We start from the raw sequence: 19114 nt of genomic DNA on the forward strand, positions 1-19114 counted from the left end.
GCCCGGGCGGGCGTTCGCCCGAATCTAACCCCCCGCAGCGACGGCTTCCAGCAGCGATCGATACGCCTCTGTCCCTATCGACCGGTCATAGAGCGTGCTGAAGGCGCGGGCGAGGAAGGCCCTCCGCCGGACCTACGTGCGGGCTGTCATGTCGGCCGATCTCCGCCTACCACGGGCAAATCCCTCGTGTTTGCGAAATCCCCCACCGAACGCCCTAGATGCGCCCCTACTCGCGACGGTTGATGCCGCGGGCGGTGTCAAGCGCGTGCTTCAGTTCGCGATGCTTGGGCGGCTCAAGTCGCTGCCGTACGCTTCTGTTCTTGGGCATGAAGGGGAGGCCTCGTGTGCCGAGCACGGAAAGGGAGACCGCGCCGAGTGACGTGGATTAGGCACCTTCGATGAGCCGCACAGGGACACTGTGACCGATTCCTCTCTGCGCGTTGCGCATCTCATCAGCAGCCTCAGAACGGGTGGCACGGAGCGCCAACTCGTTCGGATGATCAGTGAATTTCCACGGCCTGAGCTCCACCAAGTGATTCTCTTCCATCAGCGAGGTGAGCTCGGCGAACAGCTGCCGCTCCCTCCGATCTTGGCTGGAACGCTGAGGCGATCTCCGATCGGCTGGGGAAGTAACGTCCAGACCCTGCGCGCTGTTCGCCACGCCGTCAGGGACCATGGGGCAGATGTGGTGCATGCCCACTTGGGGCTCTCGGAAATCGTAGCCAGCCTGGCGGTATCGGGGGAGGTGCCGATCGTTGCATCCCGGAGGGGTCGGAACGTGGGGTTCGAAGGCAATCCGCTACTCCGAGCAGTCGAAGGACTTGGACACTGGCGGATGCGCCTACTGGTGTGCAACTCGCGCTATCTCGAGCAGTACACGTTGGAGCACGACCATCTCGTTCCCCCGGTGCGCGTCATCAACAACGGTATCGCGGTCGAGGAGTATCAACTGCCCGATCCTGATGCCGAGCAGTTCCGTGTCGCGATGATTGCAAACATCCGACCGTACAAGAGACACGACATCTTTCTGCGAGCCTTTGCAAGGACCCTGGAGTCGCTTCCCGACGCAGCCGCCGTCATAGCGGGCGACGGTGATCCATCACCCTTACTAGAGCTCTGTACGGAGTTGGGAATCTCACGCGAGGTCAGCTTCGTCGGGCGCGTTGAAGACGTGCGCGCCGTCCTTCGGCGCTGCCATGTGGTGTGCTTGACCTCGCAGCACGAGGGGTTCCCAAACGCGTTGCTGGAAGGTCTCGCGGCCGGCAAGCCGGTGGTGGCTACGAAGGTTGGTGGCATCCCGGAGCTCGTACGACATGGTCAAGAGGGGCTTCTCACGAGCATGGATCCGGCGGACGTTGCTGCTGCTCTTGTTCGGCTGGGGTCGGATGAGCAACTACGAGGACAGATGAGTCGTGCGGCAGTGATCCGGGCGCGGGAGTACCCGTGGTCGCGAGTGGTTCACGAGACAGAGCGGGCGTACCGGGATGCGATCGCCTGGGCGCGGGGTCGTCCATGTGTGGCATAGCCGGACTGCTTCAGCCAGGCGCTGCGATTCGACCTGAAAGACTCAACGCGTCGATCGAGTCCCTCCAATGCCGGGGTCCCGACGGGCAGGGTCTGTGGACCAGTGGCCCCTACGGCTTCGCGCACACGCGCCTCGCGATCATCGATCGTGCACACGGGAAGCAGCCGATGATCTCACCTGACGGGCGACTCGCCGTCGTGTTCAACGGGGAGATCTACAACCACCGTCAGTTACGAGAGGAGCTGGCCGGGAACGGGATCGAAGCGCGAACCCGATGCGACACCGAGGTTTTGCTTCACCTCTACTCACAGATGGGCATTCGCATGGTCGACTGCCTCGATGGCATGTTTGCCTTCGCGCTCGCGGACCTAGACTCGCAGACACTCCTTCTTGCGCGTGATCGATTCGGCAAGAAGCCGCTCACATTTCAGCATGACGGGAAGGGCGTAGCGTTCGCGTCGACCACGGACGCACTCCTGCCACTGCTCAGTGAATCGCCCGCGCTGGATCTGCAGTCAATCGCGGAGTACATGGCGCTGCAGTACGTCCCATCGCCCAGAAGTCCGTGGGAGGAGGTGCAGAAGCTCCCTCCGGCTCACATTGCTGTGTTCGACTCCAAGGGGGGTGTTCATGTCGATCGATACTGGAGGCCAACCGTGCCAGGTGCCGCCGGCATCCGTACGCCGCAGAGGGGGGAGATACGTTCGCGGCTCCGTACCGCGGTTGGGAAGCGGCTGGAGAGCGAAGTCCCTCTCGGGGTGTTTCTCAGTGGGGGCATCGACTCCTCTGCCATCGTTGCGGAGCTGGCTGAGCTGAAGGTGCCAACCACGACGTACTCAGTCGGCTTCGAGGAGGCAGCCTTCGATGAGTCACCATACGCGGCGTTGGTTGCGTCTCACTTTGGTATGGCGCATCACCAGCTCCGCGTCGAGAGCGACGTGGAGGATCTGTTCTGGGGACTTGTCCGAGCCTACGACGAGCCCTTCGCAGACTCATCCGCCCTCGCGACGCTTGGAGTTGCCCGGGCGGCTTCGAGCCACATGACGGTGGTTCTAACTGGCGACGGGGGAGATGAACTCTTCGGGGGATACGCGCGGTATCTCTCCTTCCTGAGGCTTTCCGGTTTCGTTGATTCGATGGGATGGCTGTCCCGCATCGCTACTTCGAGCGCCGGTCGGGTAGCACACGGCCTGCGCCTGCGGCGACTCGGCAAGCTTCGGTCTCCATGGGATGGCTACGTGGACGGCCTGTTCCACTTCCAACCGGGCGAGCTGAGGCAGGTGCTGCAACCCGACGTCGCGGCTCTCGTAGACACGTCATGCGTGGTCGACCGCCTCGACTCGTTGTGGAACGAGACCGGCCGTTCCGCGCGTGACTTGCCATGGGTCGATATGGCGACGTATCTGCCAGACGATCTCTTGACGAAGATGGATCGGGCGACCATGTCAGTCGGAATCGAGGCTCGCTCGCCTTTCCTGGATCAATCCCTGGCTGAGTTCGCCGCGGGCATCCCGAGCTCATCCCTCTATGCAGGGCGAAGTGGCAAGGTGATCCTGCGCCTGGAGTATGAAGATGTTCTCCCGGACGTCGTCCTTGAGCGGCCGAAGCAAGGGTTTGGAGTCCCCATCGCGAAGTGGATCCGCGGACCCCTTGCGGGATGTGTCGATGATCTCCTCCTGGCGAAGACCGCGCCGATTCGAGATCTGGTGAAAACTGAAGCGGCTTCTTCACTGGTTCGGAAACTGCGGCACGGCGACGACGCCGTCGTCCGCCGCGTCTGGAATCTCCTCGTCCTGGCCGGCTGGCTGACGGAACGATGAGCATCGGAGAGTGGTCCTTCAATTCTTGGAGTCCGAGACTGGCAGCCCTCGTTCTCGCCGGCCTGGCCGGCGCGGCTGTGACCCTGCAGCACGGGTGGGTAGTGCTTGTCGTCCTGTTCCTTGTAGCGCTTGCTGCATGTGCGAGGCGCAGACCTGACCTTGTTCTCGCGATCGGCGTGATAGCTCTCTTGCTTCCGCGTGGAGATTCGGGATTACTCTCGCTTCAAGTGGGGTGGCTGGTTCTTGAAGCAGTCATGATCTTCGCTTTGCTGCTCGATCCTCGCGCTTCCTTCTTTGACCCTCGTTTGCTGCTGTCCGGGGCGACGCTGGTAACGATCACTGGGTTCGGGGCCATACAGACAGCCACGGGCCTCGATGGACTCGACCCCACCTTCTCGTTCGTCGCGATCTGCACTCAGGTGGGCCTGATTGTGATGGGAACGGTCCGTACGACGGTCCCGGCGGACCTTAAGACCGTTCTGTCGGCGATGATGTTTGCAGGCGTCGCTCTATCGGGCTGGGCAATCCTCGAGTACCTGGAGATGATCGAGGCTCCAGCTCTGGGAGACGCCCTGGGTCGATCCGTTGGTCCGATCGGCAACCCAAACTACTTCGGGGCGCTGCTCGCCATGCTGGGAGCGGCCTGCTTGGCGGGAGGGCTCTTCCGGCTTGCTCCTCGAATCCCGGCCTTCGGCGCAGCGGTCGCCTGCGCGGGCGCCTGCGTGACGACGCAGTCGCGGGGGGCGTTGATCGCGGGGGCTCTGGCATACGGGTTCGTGTTGGCCAAGCGCTTCATCCCATCCCGCCGCGTCCTCGTGGGGGCGATAACTGTCGTGATGCTCGTCGCTCTCGCTTCTGCCGGATTCGTGGTGCTCTCGCGGGCACGCATCGAGACCTCTCGCCCCGTCTTCTTCACATACACGGAGGCAGCAACATTCGAGTCAGCGGCTCTTCAGGTCCGCCTCGAAGCTGCCCAGCTTGGTATCGAGTTGGCGATCGACCATCCTCTCTCGGGTGTCGGTCTGGACGCCTTCCCCGTATACGCGAGCCGTAGTCACTCTGTGGCGATCCCCATCAACACCCACAACGAGCCGATCCGTGTGGCGGCAGAGCTGGGAATCGTTGGCTTGGCTGCTCTCATATGGTTCGCATCCTCCGTACTAAGGCGCGTGGTGTTGCAGCCGCATCCCGTGCCGATCGTGATCGGTGCAGCTCTCATCGCCTATCTGACTTTCAGTCTGTTCCTGAACGGGCTGGGCGACCCGAGTTTGACGTTTCCGCTCGTGGCGCTCCTCTTCATCGGAGTAGGCCGTGTCGTCCCTTCGACGAGCAGAGCCTCTGTGAATGAGTGACATCGAGCGAGAGCTATCGGGACTGGATTCCATCGCTCTCGACGAGGTGACGCGCACCGGAGGACGCGTTGCGGCGCTCCGCGTTATCGGTGCCGCGACCGGGTTCGTCGCGAGCATCTTGTTTGCCCGAACTCTGGGGCCAGTCGGACGAGGGCTCTACGCCCTGCCCGTCGCGACACTCACCATCGCGGTCGTCCTCGGCAGAGTGGGATTGGAGAACGGACAGGTTTACATGGCTCGGCGCAATCACAAGCTCGATGAGCTGTGGGGTAACGGCACGTATGCCGCCTCGGGGATAGGTCTGGCAAGTGCTGGCGTCATGATCGCAGCGCATGCGATCTGGGGAACCCAACTGTTCGGGGACGTGCCGATGTCCTGGATCCTGCTGGTGGCGATCCAGGTACCGATCGTTCTTGCCTCCTTGTTCTGGGGGGGCGTGCTTCAGCTGGCAGGGAAAGTCGCAGGGTTCGTTGCCTCGTACTCGGTTGGGAGCGTCGTGCAGATGTGCTTAGCCGTGGGGCTCGTCCTAGCGGGAGAGTTGACTCCCTTCAGAGTGTTGATCCTGATGCTTGTCGCGAACCTCACCGTATTCATCGGTGTTCTGTTCGTGAGCCTCCGGGCGAACGTGGCGTCCCTCCGTTTTCGCTCCGCGTCGCTCTCGGCAGCGCTCGTGTTCGGCCTCAAGAGTCATTTCGGACTCGTGGCGCTCGTTCTGTTGTTGAGCGTCGACCAGCTCATCGTCAGAGCGATCGAGGGCTTCCGAGCTCTCGGACTGTATGCGCTGGCCGTGTCCCTCGCACAGCTGATCTGGCTTCTTACTGACCCCCTGGCAGCGACGGTGCTGTCCCACCAAGTGCGGTCACCACACCGGGGACATGTTCGCTTGGGTCTTGCTGTGACGCGCATGAGCCTATTGCTTGGCGCGATGGTGGCTCTCTTGGGGGCTGTCCTCGCTCCATTCGCCATCCCTCTGGTGTTCGGAACCGAATTTCGAGGCGCGATCGCCCCCTTCCAGCTCCTCCTTCCGGGCGTGGTGGTGCTCGCGATCCAGAGGACGCTGATGGGCGTCCTTGTGATGGAGGGTCGGGCGTGGTTCTTGTCAGGCCTTTCCGTACTTGCGCTCGCCGTCAACATTGGACTGAACTTTGCTCTCATTCCGCTGATCGGGATCTCGGGGGCGAGCATTGCCTCGAGCGCCTGCTACGTGGCGCTAGCGCTTGGGTTCTCAGCCTCGATCCTGCGGGACGAAGGTTTGCCGTGGAGCAATCTGATTCCTCGTCGCGCCGATCTAGCGCGTCTCCGGCTCATGGGGCGAAGGCGTGACTCGACTCAGGGGGGAGCCTGACCCCGAACAGCAACAGGGAAGGGCAATCGCTCGATCTGGATCAGTCCAGCGTCTCTCAGCCATTGCTCGACTTCTTCGTACGAGTGCTTCCATTGGTACCGGGGTGAATACCAGTCATAGGTATTGAGTACACGCCATTCGGGGTCTGGGTGCTCCGAGCAAGGGATCAACACGTTGACAGCCTGGTGCGCGAACGTTGGAAGTCGTTGCTTGACGGCGTGGAGTCGAGGTACGGCTGACTGCACCAGGTGCAAGAGGCGCTGCGGATCCATACGGCTTGTGATGGGCCTGATGACTCGACTGCCTGCGTGTGTCACGTTCATGTGCCGGTCGTAGACCCAGACCGCGATCGTACCGCCCGGTTTGAGGAACGGGAGGAGGCGCTTGAAGCTGTCCCGAGTCGATGGCGTGTGGTGAAGAACGCCGAGAGAGAGGATCAGGTCGAACGACCGCGAACGGAAGGGCAGGCACCTGAGATCCGCGCGGATGAACGAAGCATTATCCCCTCTGACGTTTCGCCTCGCCGCAAAGGCCGCGTCGGAAAGGTCCACACCGACGACGCCGTCCGCCCCCCACCGGGAAATCACGTCAGTGAACCGTCCCATGCCGCATCCTGCATCAAGGACGACCTTCCCTCTGACGTCGTCCGGCGTGAGTCCTGTCTTGTCGCGCAGCGTCTCTTCTGACTCTCGTCTGTCCCCTGTATCCAGCTGAAGTCGATTGAACCGCGTCCACTGAAAGCCGAAGGATCTCGCGTACGAATCTGGGGGGGCGAATCTCAAGACGCCATCCTCTATCGGCCACGAATGACGCCTCGCACACACCGCTCTGCTCTCGTCTGCATGCAGCCCTTCTCCGCATGTAGGACATCGAAGAATCGCGGCGAGCCACGACTCGATCACTTGCCTGTTCCTGCGATCGCGGCGAAGTTCATGGCCAGCCCGGTCGGGCTCTGAAGCATCTGGTAGAGGCGAGGAGGAAGCGAGTTGCGCATCGCGCGCGCGGGCAGGGAGGGGACGTCTCCGAACGCAAAGACTTGAGATGTCTCCAGAGAGGCGTCTCGCAGAAGATCGCGGAACTCCCGAAGCGAATAGATGCGTTCGTCGCTGATCCCATCTGCATGTCGCGTGTGACGAGTGGGGATCACTGGGACGACTGTGTTGGCCATATCGCGCTGACGTCGCAGCATCTCTACCGTGACATCGCGGTCGAAGTGTTCGACGAGGCCGAGACTGAACACGAGATCAAACCCCCGCAAGTAGCCCGGAGGGTTCAATGCATCTGCTAGCACCACGTCAATGGACTGGCCGAGGCGGCGCGTGGTCTCTCGCGCCGTTCTGACGATGTCTTCGTCGTTGTCTACCGCCGTCACATGGTGGCCCCAGGAAGCGAATAGGGCCGACACCAGTCCCGCACCGCAACCAAGTTCCAAGACTCGCCCTCCCTGAGGGAGGGCACGCCTCATGCGGATCAACAGGGGCCGCAGGTAGGTCCAAGAGCGATACGCGGCCGCCAGGGGATCTCCTTCCGCGGAGAGTCCACCAGAGACGTACTCGTGCCATCGGTCCGTCACGGTTCGGTGACCTCTCGCTTAGACGCCGCCTTCGCTCCATCGTTTGCTGGGACTCTCACGCACGTGAGCACCAACCCGAGCGCAAGACGACACGTCAGATCCAATGCGTGGTCGACGATGGGATTCCGAGGAATGCGCTTCAACGGAAGCCGACTCTTCGACAATCGATATCGCAGGTAGCGGTGCTCAGAATGTGTAACTCGGAACCCCTGCCGCTCCATGATTCGGTAGATCTCATACGTGGGTCGGTAGTACACGAATCGATCAAGCCACTCCAGCTCTGCACGGCTCCATTCAGTGGCCGATCTTCCCTGGCGATGGTAGCCAAGCCCTAGCAGCGCCATAAGCTCCGTGAACCCAAGTCGTAGTCGACCCCTGGGGAGCCGATGAACTAATGGGATCCCTATGTGTCCTTCTCGGATGACCTCTCGGGAGGGAAAGATCGCGATCATCGTCCCCTCTGGCTTCAGGACCCGGCCGATGTCGTGAACCACGGGAGTGAGATGCTCGACGTGCTCGAAGACCTCGTTTGCCATCACGAAGTCGAACGTGTCATCGGGAAAGGGGATGTGGTCGTCTGCCATCTCGAGCACCGACGTACCGAGGACACCAGATCGCAACGCGTCGGTCTTCCGGGAGGCGCCCTCGTAGAAGCGATCGACACCGACGATATCCAGTCCTCGCCGCCGACCCTCGACGACGGTCGCACCCGTTCCGCACCCGAAGTCAAGGATGCTGCAACCTGGGTTGGTCGAGGTGAATCCACTCGCAACGTCTAGAAGGTATTCATGGTTGGGATGCATGTGATGCTCCGCTTGAGATTCAGACCGAGACCGAGTGTAGTCTGAGCACAGTCGTGTTTTCGGTTAGAGGGATCAGAGGTCGGGAGCCGCTGCGCTCTAGTACTGCGCTGCTTGCAGTCAAGGCGCGGTGTCACGTCAATCGGGATCTGGCGGATGCTCTCGGTGAGAGATCGAGCGTTTTCACAAGAGAAGCTCTGTTCGGCTGGGCACCCAGGGTCCTTCGGTGAAACGAGACGAAGCACCTTTGACCGAGGCATCCGTCTGTCACGTGGTCACTCGCTTGAACGTCGGCGGCTCAGCGCGACACGTGGCGATTCTTACGAGCCGGCTGCGGATGCGGGGGATCCCCACGAATCTTCTTGCAGGCGTCGAGGGAGAGTCCGAGGGAACACTCCTTCCTGACACTCCGTTCACACGCATCCCGACACTCAAGCGCCAGCCCGCCCTGGGCGCGGATTTCCTTGCGTATCGACAGCTCCGCCGGATCCTCCGCGGAAGTCGCCCGCGCGTCGTTCACACGCACCTCGCGAAGGCCGGTGCACTCGGAAGACTTGCAGCCTGGAACAGCTTGCCGGGCGCGCGGATTCTTCACACCTACCACGGGCACGTCCTGGACGGGTACTTCGGTAGGCGACAAGCGCAAACCTACCTCGCTATGGAGCGATGGTTGGCTCGGCGATCGACGGCTCTGATAGCGGTGTCGGAGGCCGTCAGAGAGTCGCTACTCGAGCTCGGGATCGGCAGGGAGGCGCAGTGGCATGTGATCCCGCTCGGTTTTGACCTCGCTGAATTGGAACGGACGGCACTGCCGGTCTCCGAAGCCAGAGAGCGGCTCAACATCCCGCACGAGGCTTTCGTCGTCGGCATCGTCGGCCGGCTCGTTCCTATCAAGGATCATGAGACGTTCATCCACGCGGTCCGAGAGGTGTCCGAACGGATCAGTCAGCCCGTCGTTGCCCTCGTCGTGGGGGATGGACCTGATCGAGCGCGGATCGAAGCGATGGCTCGTTCCGTCTTGTCGGGGAACGTACGCTTTCTCGGATGGCAGACGGATTTGGCGCCGATTTACTCCGCCGTGGACCTGGTGTGTCTGTCGTCGCGGAACGAGGGGACTCCGGTGTCCCTGATCGAGGCGGGTGCATCGGGTACGGCTGTCGTTGCCACGGACGTTGGAGGCGTTTCTGATGTGGTAGTCGATGGAGTTACTGGCACGTTGGTTCCCGTGTCAGATGTTGGGCGGTTTGCTGCGGCCATGGGGTCGTTCGCTAGAGATCCGGATCGGACCGCCATGTTCGGCGCGTCAGCGCGTCGGCACGTGTTCAGCCGCTTCTCGGTCGAGAGGATGGAGACCGACGTTATCGATCTCTATCGATCCCTATGACTCATCGATGCTCGTGTTGCTTCCACTGATCGACGCGGGTCTAAGCATTGGAGGAGCGACAGTCACCATCGAATGCGCCCAGGCGGGATCTAGTTCGTAGCTCACCTCCGCGCTCGTCGCCTTCCCCGGAGGCGCATAGAGGACGTTCGTCACCACCGGGTGGCCGAACTCTTCGGAGACCTCGCCGATCAAGGCGCCGCCTTCGGTCGCAATCGCCTCCGCGCCGATCGGCAGGTACACGTTCACTCCCGCCGAGTACGCGCCGAGCGGATAGCCGTCGCCTTCGAAGCCGTACAGGATGCTCTCGGGAGCGGACGTGGGCGCGGTGTTCTCCAAGGTCGTCGTGATCGTGACGCGGGTCGTGCCGGCGTCGGTCGGCTCGGTGGTCACGTCGATCGCGGTCTCGGCCCAGTAGCCCGTGCGGCTCGCCACCTGGCCCTCCCAGGTGACCATCAAGGGGATCGGGCCTCCTTCGGGAGGAAGCTCCACCGCCCCCGACGCCCCGAGCTCGTGGAGCCACTGTTCCTCTTCCGGATCTTCGACGTAGATCTGTAGGTGCCGTTCGGCCGTCGCGGTTCCGAGGGCTCCGCCGAACTCCACGGGAGCGATCGGGCGCTCGAGCAGCGCCTGCCACAGGGCGGTGCCGATCCCCGTCTGCCAGGCGTCGGACTCCTTCTGGCTCGTCGTCCGGAAGGTGTCGGCGTTCAGGATCCGGTTGACGTTCGTCGCGGTGATGTCGGTGGGCCACGCGGGAGTCGCGACGGGGCCGATCGTCTCGAGCAGGTGCTGTAGCCACACGCTGTCGCCGCCGATCACCCCGTCCAGCGGCGGACGTCCGCTCTCGGTCCACATCTGCATCCACAGCCGCGCCGAGGTGGGCCAGTCCGGCGAGTAGGTCGTGGAGATGAAGTCGGTGAGCGCGCCGAACCGTCCGTACCGGGCGCGCACGTCCTCGGGCGCGTCGACGGGAGGAACGGTCCCCAGGCTCGAGGTCGGGGCCAGCTCCTGGAGCTCGATCTCGCCCCGGTCGACGTGCAGCAGGCCGTACGAGCCCGGGTAGCCGCCGGAACCGCGCGGGTCCGACAGGTTCATCATCACGATCGCGTAGGTTCGCTCCTCCTCATCGCCCAGGAACGGCGGCAGCAGCTGCGTGAGCAGGTGCGCGCGCTGGGCCAGACGCGCGCGGTCGCCGACCGTGGTCTGGGCGGTCTCCAGGGCATTGCGGACGGGTGAGAACAGACCCTGCGTCGACAACGGCGAGACGATCCGGTCGGCCTCGCCGAGCGCCACCGCTGCGCGACCGAGGGTCGGTTCGGCGGTGCGGAGCACCTCGAGGTCGTAGCTGCCGCCCGGTTCGAACCCGGGCAGCGTGCGTCCGTTCCACCCGATCTCCTCGGCGGCGACCGCCAGACTCTCGCCCGCCTGCGCCGACAGGTCGGCCGCGCGACCCAGCGAGCGGATCGCGTCGAGGTCATCGTCGATGAAGGGCAACAATCCGGCGACGCGGGGAACGGCATGGTCCGTCGCGCCGACGGCGCGCCGCGCCGCGGTCTGCGCCGAGGCGAACGAGGCCTGCGCACCCGCCACATCACCCGATTGCAGGCGCGCCGCGCCGGTTTCGAGCGCGTTCCTCGCGGCCACCAGCTCGCGATACAGCGTGAACCCCGAGTACGAGGCGTCGAGGAACGCGAGCAGGGCCACCACGCCCAGACCGATCAGGATCCAGCGTCCGATCCTCGGTCGCGGCGGCCACTGTTGGGCCTGGGCTTGCGAGCGTCGCCGACGCCGCCGGACACGCGAGCGCTCGCCGTGCGGCCCGGCGCCGGTCGAGCCGCCTGTTGCCCACTCGGACATGCTCCGCAAGCTACCCCGCGCACAGGCGCCACGCACGGTTCTCGGCCGGACTCGCCTGATCAGGGGACCGGGAGATGGTTCCAGCGACCTGTTGAAGCGGCCTGGTTCCGCCCTTAGGGTGAGGGGGTCGCTTCCCGATACATCAACGGACGTCGACCCAGACCCGCGGGGTCGCAGGGGGTTCTCCGACATGAAGTCTCGTTCGATCCGTGTACGAGCATTGGCCGTGGTGATCGCAGCAACGATGGTGCTCGCCGGGGCCGAGGCCGCGTTCGCGAACTTCAACGCGGGAACGCGGCTGTCGGTCTCGAAGAAGCCGAACGGCAAGGTGCAGAAGGGAACGAAGGTCAAGTTCAAGGGCAAGCTCAAGTCGGGACGGAATTTCTGCAAGAGCGGTCAGCGTGTCCAGTTGCTGCGCAAGCAGCGCGTCGTGGGCTCTGACCGGACCTCCCAACGCGGGCAGTACTCGATCGGCGAGAAGGTGAAGCGATCGGGTCGCTACCGCGTGCGGTTCGCCGGCGTCTCGCGCGGCACCCACCCCAACATCAAGACCTGTCGCGCGTCGACCTCGAAGACGGTCCGCGTGCGCGTGCGTCGCTGACCACGGCCACGACGGTCACGATCCGACGACGGGCGCCCTCCGGGGCGCCCGTTGCGCGTCCCGGCTAGGCTCACGCCCGATGGGAGCCCAGCGCGAGGACGTCGGTCTGGCGGGAGCGGTGCTCGTGCGCATGCCGCGCTTCGACGACGTCCGCGGCTCGTTCACCGAGACGTTCCGCCAGGAGTGGATGCCCCGCGCCGATCCGATGGTGCAGGGCAACCTGTCCCGTTCGGCGCCGGGCGTGTTCCGCGGTCTGCACTACCACCGCGAGCAGGCCGACTTCTGGGTCGTGGTCGCCGGCACGGTGCTCGTCGCCCTCTATGACCTGCGTCAGGGCTCGCCCACGCAACGCGCGTCCGTGACGCTGGAGCTGGGGGAGGACCACCCCGCCGGTCTCTACATCCCTCCCGGAATCGCCCACGGGTTCCACACCGCGTCGGGGTGCACGCTGAGCTACCTCGTCGACCGCTACTTCACGGGCGAGGACGAGCACGGCATCGCATGGAACGATGCCGACCTGGCGATCTCCTGGCCCTTCGCCGACCCGATCCTGTCCGAGCGCGACACGCAGAACCCGCCGCTGTCCGACGCGCTCGCCGATCCGCCCTCGTTCGTCGGCTGACACCCTCCCCCCCTTGCACACACGACGCGCTGCCTGCTGGGACGAGCGAACGTCGAGGGGACGGGCGTGTTGCCCTTCGACCGGCGTCTTGCGCAGGCCGCCCAGAATGGCATCCGTCCGGGCGACCTGCGCTGACCCCTGCTCGTAGGAGATCGCGTCGAGCACCCTGAGTCTGAGCTTGGCGTTAACCTCCTCGGCCCTTCCTCGCTTGGACGGCTCCGACCGGCGTGTGCTGGCGGTGGTGGAGCGGGGTGTCGCCGAGATCATCGGCCTCTCGTGGGGGGTGTCCACCGGCGAGTAGTGGCCGCTTGAGACGTGACGGAGGTCACGGCGGGGTGGTGGTGGCTCCGTCAGACTCGGGGGATGATCCACGCCCTTGCACATGTGCGGAACATGCGCGATGCTCGAAGCATGGCGAAGATGATCCAGGTCCGGAACGTCCCGGCCCGTCTGCATCGCGAGCTGGTTCGGCGTGCGAAGGCGGCCGACCTCACCCTGTCCGACTACATCCACAGGATCCTCGAGCGTGAGGTCGCCCTTCCACCGCTCGAGGACGTGGTCCGTCGGATCGAGTCCGACCGGCGGATCGAGCTCGATCGACCGGTGTCCGAGTACCTGCGTGAGGAGCGGCACGAAGCAGGCAGGGAGTAGTTCCGATCCGACGGACCGTCCTCGATGCGTCCGCTGTCGCCGACTACCTGATCGTCGACCGCCCTCCCGGAATCGTCGCGGCGTCGGTGCGCGACTCGGAGATCGAACTGCTCGTTCCTTCGCTCTGTGATGTCGAGATCGTGTCGGTGTTGCGGCGACTGGTGCGCCAGCGTCGGTTACCGGCCGGGGTGGCCGAGGGGATGCTTCGCGACTACCTCACCTTGCGCCTCGTTCGCTTCGAACACCGCCCGCTCGTTCCGAGGATGTTCGAGCTGCGCGATATCTTCACCGCCTACGACGCCGCGTACGTGGCTCTGGCGGAGGCCGCGGACGCCCCCCTGGTCACGGCCGATCGCCGGCTCGCTCGTGCCGCCGCTCGGCTGAGAACGGTCGAGATCGTTCCCGCGTGACCCTCACGTCGAGGGGACCGGCGGCCGCCCAGACCCGTCAGCCCCCTGACCACATGCGCGAGGTGTGGGTTCGGCGGACCGTCAGCCCCCTGACCAGGTGTAAGGGAGCTGACGCGATCCCCGTCCGGCCTTCCCGCCCCAGTCGTAAGGGAGCTGACGCGATAGCTGGGTTGACCCCCCGCCCGAGGCGGCGTAGCCTCTCCCATCGGCTCCTCCCCGGGGCCTGTAGGCACGGCGGTTGACTGTGCCTACTTCCGTGCGTACACTACTTGTTTGCCGTGCCGTATCCCTGCGTGGGCTCCCATCTGGCCGTGGACCTGAGCTCCGCACGCCTGACCTTCCCTGGGGGGGATAGTTCTTGCCTGACTCGCTGGTTCCGGTCCGTGACCGTGTCAGTTTCGCAAAGATCGACGAGGTCCTTCCACTTCCCGACCTCGTGGGTATCCAGCGGGAGTCGTTCGATTGGCTCCTGAACGAGGGCCTCAAGGGCGTTCTCGAAGAGGTTTCTCCGATCGAGGACTTCACCGAACAGTTCCAGCTCAGCTTCCGTAATCACCAGTTCAGGAACAGTAAGCACTCCGAAGAGGAGTGTCGCGACAAGGACATCACCTTCTCCCAGCCCTTGTTCGTCGAGGCCGAGTTCATCAACAAGGCCACCGGCGAGATCAAGGAGCAGGAGGTCTTCATGGGCGATTTCCCCGTGATGACCGAACGCGGCACCTTCATCATCAACGGCACCGAGCGCGTCGTGGTCTCCCAGCTCGTCCGGTCCCCGGGCGTCTACTTCTCCAAGGAGCTGGACAAGACCACCGACAAGGACGTCTTCATCTCGAAGATCATCCCCAGCCGCGGTGCCTGGCTCGAGTTCGACGTCGACAAGAAGGACACCGTCGGCGTCCGCATCGACCGCAAGCGCCGCCAGAACGTCACGGTGCTCCTGAAGGCGCTCGGCTGGACTACCGACGAGATCCTCGCGCTGTTCGGCAACGCGCAGTCGATCCAGAACACGCTCGAGAAGGACCACGTCGAGACCCAGGAAGAGGCGCTCGAGGACATCTACCGCAAGCTGCGGCCCGGCGAGCCCCCCACCGCGGACAGCGCCCGCACGCTGATCGAGAACCTGTTCTTCAACCCCAAGCGCTACGACGTCGCGCGCGTGGGCCGGCACAAGGTCAACCGCAAGCTCGGCCCGGCGGCCGGCGTGCTGCTCAAGCAGCTCAAGGCCCACTACAAGCAGATGCAGGAGCTCGACAACCCGGACAAGAAGGCCTGGGACAACCCCCGCTACCGGGTCTTCTCCGAGGAGCAGAAAGACGAGAAGGGCCAGCCCACGGGGCCGAAGTACAAGGCCGTTCTCACCTACGAGGACATGCTGAAGTCGATCATCTACCTGGTGAAGCTCCACGCCGGGGAAGAGGGCTACGACCCCGACGACATCGACCACTTCGGCAACCGGCGCCTGCGTTCGGTCGGCGAGCTGATCCAGAACCAGCTGCGGATCGGCCTGTCGCGGATGGAGCGCGTGGTCCGCGAGCGGATGACGACCCAGGACGTCGAGGCGATCACGCCGCAGACCCTGATCAACATCCGTCCGGTGGTCGCCAGCATCAAGGAGTTCTTCGGAACCTCCCAGCTCTCCCAGTTCATGGACCAGACCAACCCGCTCGCCGGGCTCACCCACAAGCGGCGTCTGTCGGCCCTCGGGCCGGGCGGACTGTCGCGTGAGCGCGCCGGGTTCGAGGTCCGCGACGTCCACCCGTCCCACTACGGCCGGATGTGCCCGATCGAGACGCCGGAGGGTCCGAACATCGGCCTGATCGGGACGCTGTCCACCTACGGGCGCATCAACGACTACGGGTTCATCGAGACCCCGTACCGGCGCGTGACCGGCGGCAAGGTCACGACGAAGATCGACTACCTCTCGGCCGACGAAGAGGACAAGCACGTGATCGCGCAGGCCAACGAGCCCCTGAAGGACGACGGTTCGTTCGGCAACGCGCAGGTGCTCGTCCGTCGCAAGGGCGGCGAGGTCGACTCGGTCACGCCCGACGAGGTCGACTACATGGACGTCGCTCCCCGGCAGATCGTGTCGGTGGGGGCGGCGCTGATCCCGTTCCTCGAGCACGATGACGCGAACCGCGCCCTGATGGGGGCGAACATGCAGCGCCAGGCGGTTCCGCTGCTTCGGGCCGAGTCGCCGCTGGTCGGCACCGGTGTGGAGTTCCGCGCCGCGGTCGATGCCGGTGACGTCGTGATCGCCGAGGAGAGTGGCACGGTCGACGAGGCCTCGGCCGACGAGATCGTGGTGCGCGAGCGTGGCGGCAACCTGCGGGTCTACGACCTGCTGAAGTTCCGCCGCTCCAACCAGGGCACCTGCCTCACGCAGAAGCCGCTGGTCTCCGCGGGCGACAAGGTCAGCAAGGGCCAGGTGATCGGAGACGGCCCCTCGACCGAGGCGGGTGAGCTCGGCCTGGGCAAGAACCTCGTCGTCGCCTACATGCCCTGGGAGGGCCACAACTACGAGGACGCGATCATCATCTCCGAGCGGCTCGTCAAGGACGACGTCCTCACCTCGATCCACATCGAGGAGCACGAGGTCGACGCCCGCGACACCAAGCTCGGCGCCGAGGAGATCACGCGTGACATCCCGAACGTCTCCGAGGAGATCCTCAAGGACCTCGACGAGCGCGGCATCGTGCGTATCGGGGCCGAGGTCAACCCCGGCGACTACCTCGTCGGCAAGGTCACGCCCAAGGGCGAGACCGAGCTGACGCCGGAAGAGCGCCTGCTGCGCGCGATCTTCGGCGAGAAGGCGCGCGAGGTCCGAGACACCTCCTTGAAGGTGCCGCACGGCGAGCAGGGCAAGGTGATCGGGGTCCGTGTGTTCAGCCGCGACGACGGCGACGAGCTGCCGCCCGGGGTCAACCAGCTGGTCCGCGTCTACGTGGCCCAGAAGCGGAAGATCTCCGACGGCGACAAGCTCGCGGGGCGTCACGGCAACAAGGGCGTGATCTCGACGATCCTGCCCGAGGAAGACATGCCGTTCATGGCCGACGGCACCCCGGTCGACATCATCCTGAACCCGCTGGGCGTTCCCTCGCGGATGAACCTCGGGCAGGTGCTCGAGGCCCACCTCGCGTGGGCCGGCCTGGTCGGGTTCTCCAAGGACGGCGTCGACTACCCGGGGCCGACCCACATCGCATCGCCGGTGTTCGACGGGGCGCGCGAGGACGAGATCCTCGACGCGATCCGCTCCGCGCACCCGAACCGCGACGGGGTCCGCCTGGTCGACGAGGTCGGCAAGGCGCAGCTGCTCGACGGGCGCTCCGGCGAACCGTTCGAAGAGCCGATCACCGTCGGCGTCGCCTACATCCTGAAGCTGCTCCACCTGGTCGACGACAAGATCCACGCCCGTTCGACCGGTCCGTACTCGATGATCACCCAGCAGCCCCTGGGCGGGAAGGCCCAGTTCGGCGGCCAGCGCTTCGGCGAGATGGAGGTCTGGGCGCTCGAGGCCTACGGCGCGGCCTATGCGCTGCAGGAGCTGCTGACGATCAAGTCCGACGACGTCCTCGGTCGCGTGAAGGTCTACGAGGCGATCGTGAAGGGCGAGAACATCCCCGAGCCGGGGATCCCGGAGTCGTTCAAGGTCCTGATCAAGGAGATGCAGTCCCTCTGCCTGAACGTCGAGGTCCGCTCGGCCGCGGGCGAGGAGATCGAGCTCCGAGAGACCGACGAGGACGTGTTCCGGGCCGCGGAGGAGCTGGGCATCGACCTGTCCCGCCGCGAGCCGGCCGGAGCCGATTTCGAGTGATCGTCCACGGCGGGAACAAGCGAGTGTTGTACGGAGTGCAGGGCATCGAGGTCGCATCAAGGGGTCGCGAGGAGGCGAACGCGTAAGTGGTGCTCGACGTGAACTACTTCGACGAGTTGCGGATCGGTCTGGCCACGGCCGACCAGATCCGCGCGTGGTCCAACGGTGAGGTCAAGAAGCCGGAGACGATCAACTACCGGACGCTGAAGCCGGAGAAGGACGGCCTGTTCTGCGAGCGGATCTTCGGCCCGACGCGGGACTGGGAGTGCCACTGCGGCAAGTACAAGCGCGTCCGCTTCAAGGGCATCATCTGCGAGCGGTGCGGCGTCGAGATCACCCGCAGCAAGGTCCGTCGCGACCGGATGGGCCACATCGAGCTCGCCGCTCCCGTCACCCACATCTGGTACTTCAAGGGCGTTCCCTCCCGCCTGGGCTACCTGCTGGACCTGGCGCCGAAGGATCTCGAGCGGATCATCTACTTCGCGGCCTACGTGGTCACGCGGGTCGACGAGGACCGGCGCCACAAGGACCTTCCCGAGATCGAGAAGGAGTTCGAGACCGAGAAGAAGGAGATCGACGCCGATCGCGACGAGCAGATCAAGCAGCGTCTGAACGAGCTCGAGGAGCGCCTCCACGAGCTCGAGGCCGAGAAGGCCAAGGGCGCGCAGCTGTCCGCCGCCAAGCGCGAGGCACAGCGCGACGTCGATCGCATCACCGAGGCCGCCAAGCGCGACACCGATCACCTCGACGAGACGCTGAAGGCGTTCACCGGGCTGTCGGTCAAGCAGCTCGTCGCCGACGACAACGTCTACCGGTCGCTGCGCGAGCGGTTCGGCGACTACTTCGACGGCGGCATGGGCGCCGAGGCGATCAAGCGCCTGCTCGCCGACCTCGATCTCGAGGGCGAGGCGAACTCGCTGCGCGGGCAGATCGAGACCGCGAAGGGAACGCGTCGCCTGAAGGCGATCAAGCGCCTGAAGGTCGTCGGCAACTTCACCGGGGGCAAGAACACGCCGCTCGGCATGGTGCTCGACGCCGTTCCGGTGATCCCGCCGGACCTGCGCCCGATGGTGCAGCTCGACGGCGGGCGGTTCGCGACCTCCGACCTCAACGACCTGTACCGCCGCGTGATCAACCGGAACAACCGGTTGAAGCGGCTGCTCGACCTGCAGGCGCCCGAGATCATCGTGAACAACGAGAAGCGCATGCTGCAGGAGGCCGTCGACGCCCTGTTCGACAATGGCCGCCGGGGCCGTCCCGTCACCGGGCCGGGCAACCGTCCCCTGAAGTCGCTGTCGGACATGCTCAAGGGCAAGCAGGGCCGGTTCCGTCAGAACCTGCTCGGCAAGCGCGTGGACTACTC

Annotated in this window: 14 protein-coding genes; 11 read left to right on the forward strand and 3 right to left on the reverse strand. The window is 64.8% G+C overall.

Translation table 11 applies throughout. The features are described from left to right. Nucleotides 1-418 precede the first annotated feature (418 nt). From WEF05_00970 to WEF05_00985, 4 genes are read left to right on the forward strand one after another with little or no spacing between them, the layout of a single operon-like run. Nucleotides 419-1525: a glycosyltransferase family 4 protein gene (locus WEF05_00970; protein MEX1100469.1), complete on the forward strand. Its 1107-nt coding sequence runs from the start codon at nucleotides 419-421 to the stop codon at nucleotides 1523-1525. After that, nucleotides 1513-3345: an asparagine synthase (glutamine-hydrolyzing) gene (asnB, locus tag WEF05_00975; GenBank protein ID MEX1100470.1), complete on the forward strand. Its 1833-nt coding sequence runs from the start codon at nucleotides 1513-1515 to the stop codon at nucleotides 3343-3345. The genes WEF05_00970 and asnB overlap by 13 nt, the downstream gene beginning before the upstream one ends. Next, complete coding sequence (locus tag WEF05_00980; protein ID MEX1100471.1) at nucleotides 3342-4697, forward strand: O-antigen ligase family protein; 1356 nt, start codon at nucleotides 3342-3344, stop codon at nucleotides 4695-4697. Before asnB ends, WEF05_00980 begins: the two co-directional genes overlap by 4 nt. Continuing rightward, nucleotides 4690-6042, forward strand: a complete 1353-nt coding sequence (locus WEF05_00985; protein ID MEX1100472.1) for a polysaccharide biosynthesis C-terminal domain-containing protein — start codon at nucleotides 4690-4692, stop codon at nucleotides 6040-6042. The genes WEF05_00980 and WEF05_00985 overlap by 8 nt, the downstream gene beginning before the upstream one ends. Before the next feature lie 898 nt (nucleotides 6043-6940). Here WEF05_00985 and WEF05_00990 read toward each other — a convergent pair. Both WEF05_00990 and WEF05_00995 read right to left on the reverse strand, forming a co-directional pair. After that, nucleotides 6941-7615, reverse strand: coding sequence for a class I SAM-dependent methyltransferase (locus WEF05_00990; GenBank protein ID MEX1100473.1), 675 nt, complete (start codon nucleotides 7613-7615; stop codon nucleotides 6941-6943). Further along, nucleotides 7612-8418 (reverse strand): methyltransferase domain-containing protein, encoded by an 807-nt coding sequence (locus WEF05_00995; GenBank protein ID MEX1100474.1) that lies wholly within the window; start codon nucleotides 8416-8418, stop codon nucleotides 7612-7614. Before WEF05_00995 ends, WEF05_00990 begins: the two co-directional genes overlap by 4 nt. A gap of 268 nt (nucleotides 8419-8686) precedes the next feature. On the opposite strand from WEF05_00995, the gene WEF05_01000 reads away from it, so the two are divergent. Beyond that, a complete protein-coding gene (locus WEF05_01000; GenBank protein ID MEX1100475.1) occupies nucleotides 8687-9799 on the forward strand; it encodes a glycosyltransferase in 1113 nt (370 codons plus the stop codon). On the opposite strand, the gene WEF05_01005 is transcribed toward WEF05_01000, so the two are convergent. Further along, nucleotides 9794-11653, reverse strand: coding sequence for a DUF4012 domain-containing protein (locus WEF05_01005; protein MEX1100476.1), 1860 nt, complete (start codon nucleotides 11651-11653; stop codon nucleotides 9794-9796). The two genes, WEF05_01000 and WEF05_01005, sit on opposite strands and share 6 nt — an antisense overlap. Before the next feature lie 226 nt (nucleotides 11654-11879). Between WEF05_01005 and WEF05_01010 the strand changes: the two genes are divergently transcribed. The 6 genes from WEF05_01010 to WEF05_01035 form a co-directional block, all read left to right on the forward strand. Beyond that, entirely contained in the window at nucleotides 11880-12254 is a 375-nt protein-coding gene (locus WEF05_01010) for a hypothetical protein (GenBank protein ID MEX1100477.1), read from the forward strand. Between the two features lie 79 nt (nucleotides 12255-12333). Beyond that, on the forward strand, nucleotides 12334-12876 hold the full coding sequence (locus WEF05_01015) for a dTDP-4-dehydrorhamnose 3,5-epimerase family protein (GenBank protein MEX1100478.1): 543 nt from the start codon (nucleotides 12334-12336) through the stop codon (nucleotides 12874-12876). Between the two features lie 411 nt (nucleotides 12877-13287). Next, complete coding sequence (locus WEF05_01020) at nucleotides 13288-13527, forward strand: hypothetical protein (GenBank protein MEX1100479.1); 240 nt, start codon at nucleotides 13288-13290, stop codon at nucleotides 13525-13527. 5 nt (nucleotides 13528-13532) lie between these two features. Continuing rightward, on the forward strand, nucleotides 13533-13937 hold the full coding sequence (locus WEF05_01025) for a PIN domain-containing protein (protein ID MEX1100480.1): 405 nt from the start codon (nucleotides 13533-13535) through the stop codon (nucleotides 13935-13937). A 358-nt stretch (nucleotides 13938-14295) separates the two neighbouring features. Continuing rightward, nucleotides 14296-17751 carry a DNA-directed RNA polymerase subunit beta gene (gene rpoB / locus WEF05_01030; protein MEX1100481.1) on the forward strand — a complete coding sequence of 1152 codons (3456 nt, stop codon included), beginning with the start codon at nucleotides 14296-14298 and terminating at the stop codon, nucleotides 17749-17751. A gap of 89 nt (nucleotides 17752-17840) precedes the next feature. Further along, nucleotides 17841-19114 (forward strand): DNA-directed RNA polymerase subunit beta' (locus WEF05_01035; GenBank protein MEX1100482.1); only part of this gene is annotated, 1274 nt, incomplete at its 3' end.

Source organism: Actinomycetota bacterium (genome assembly GCA_040881665.1).
Lineage (GTDB): Bacteria > Actinomycetota > UBA4738 > UBA4738 > HRBIN12 > JBBDWR01.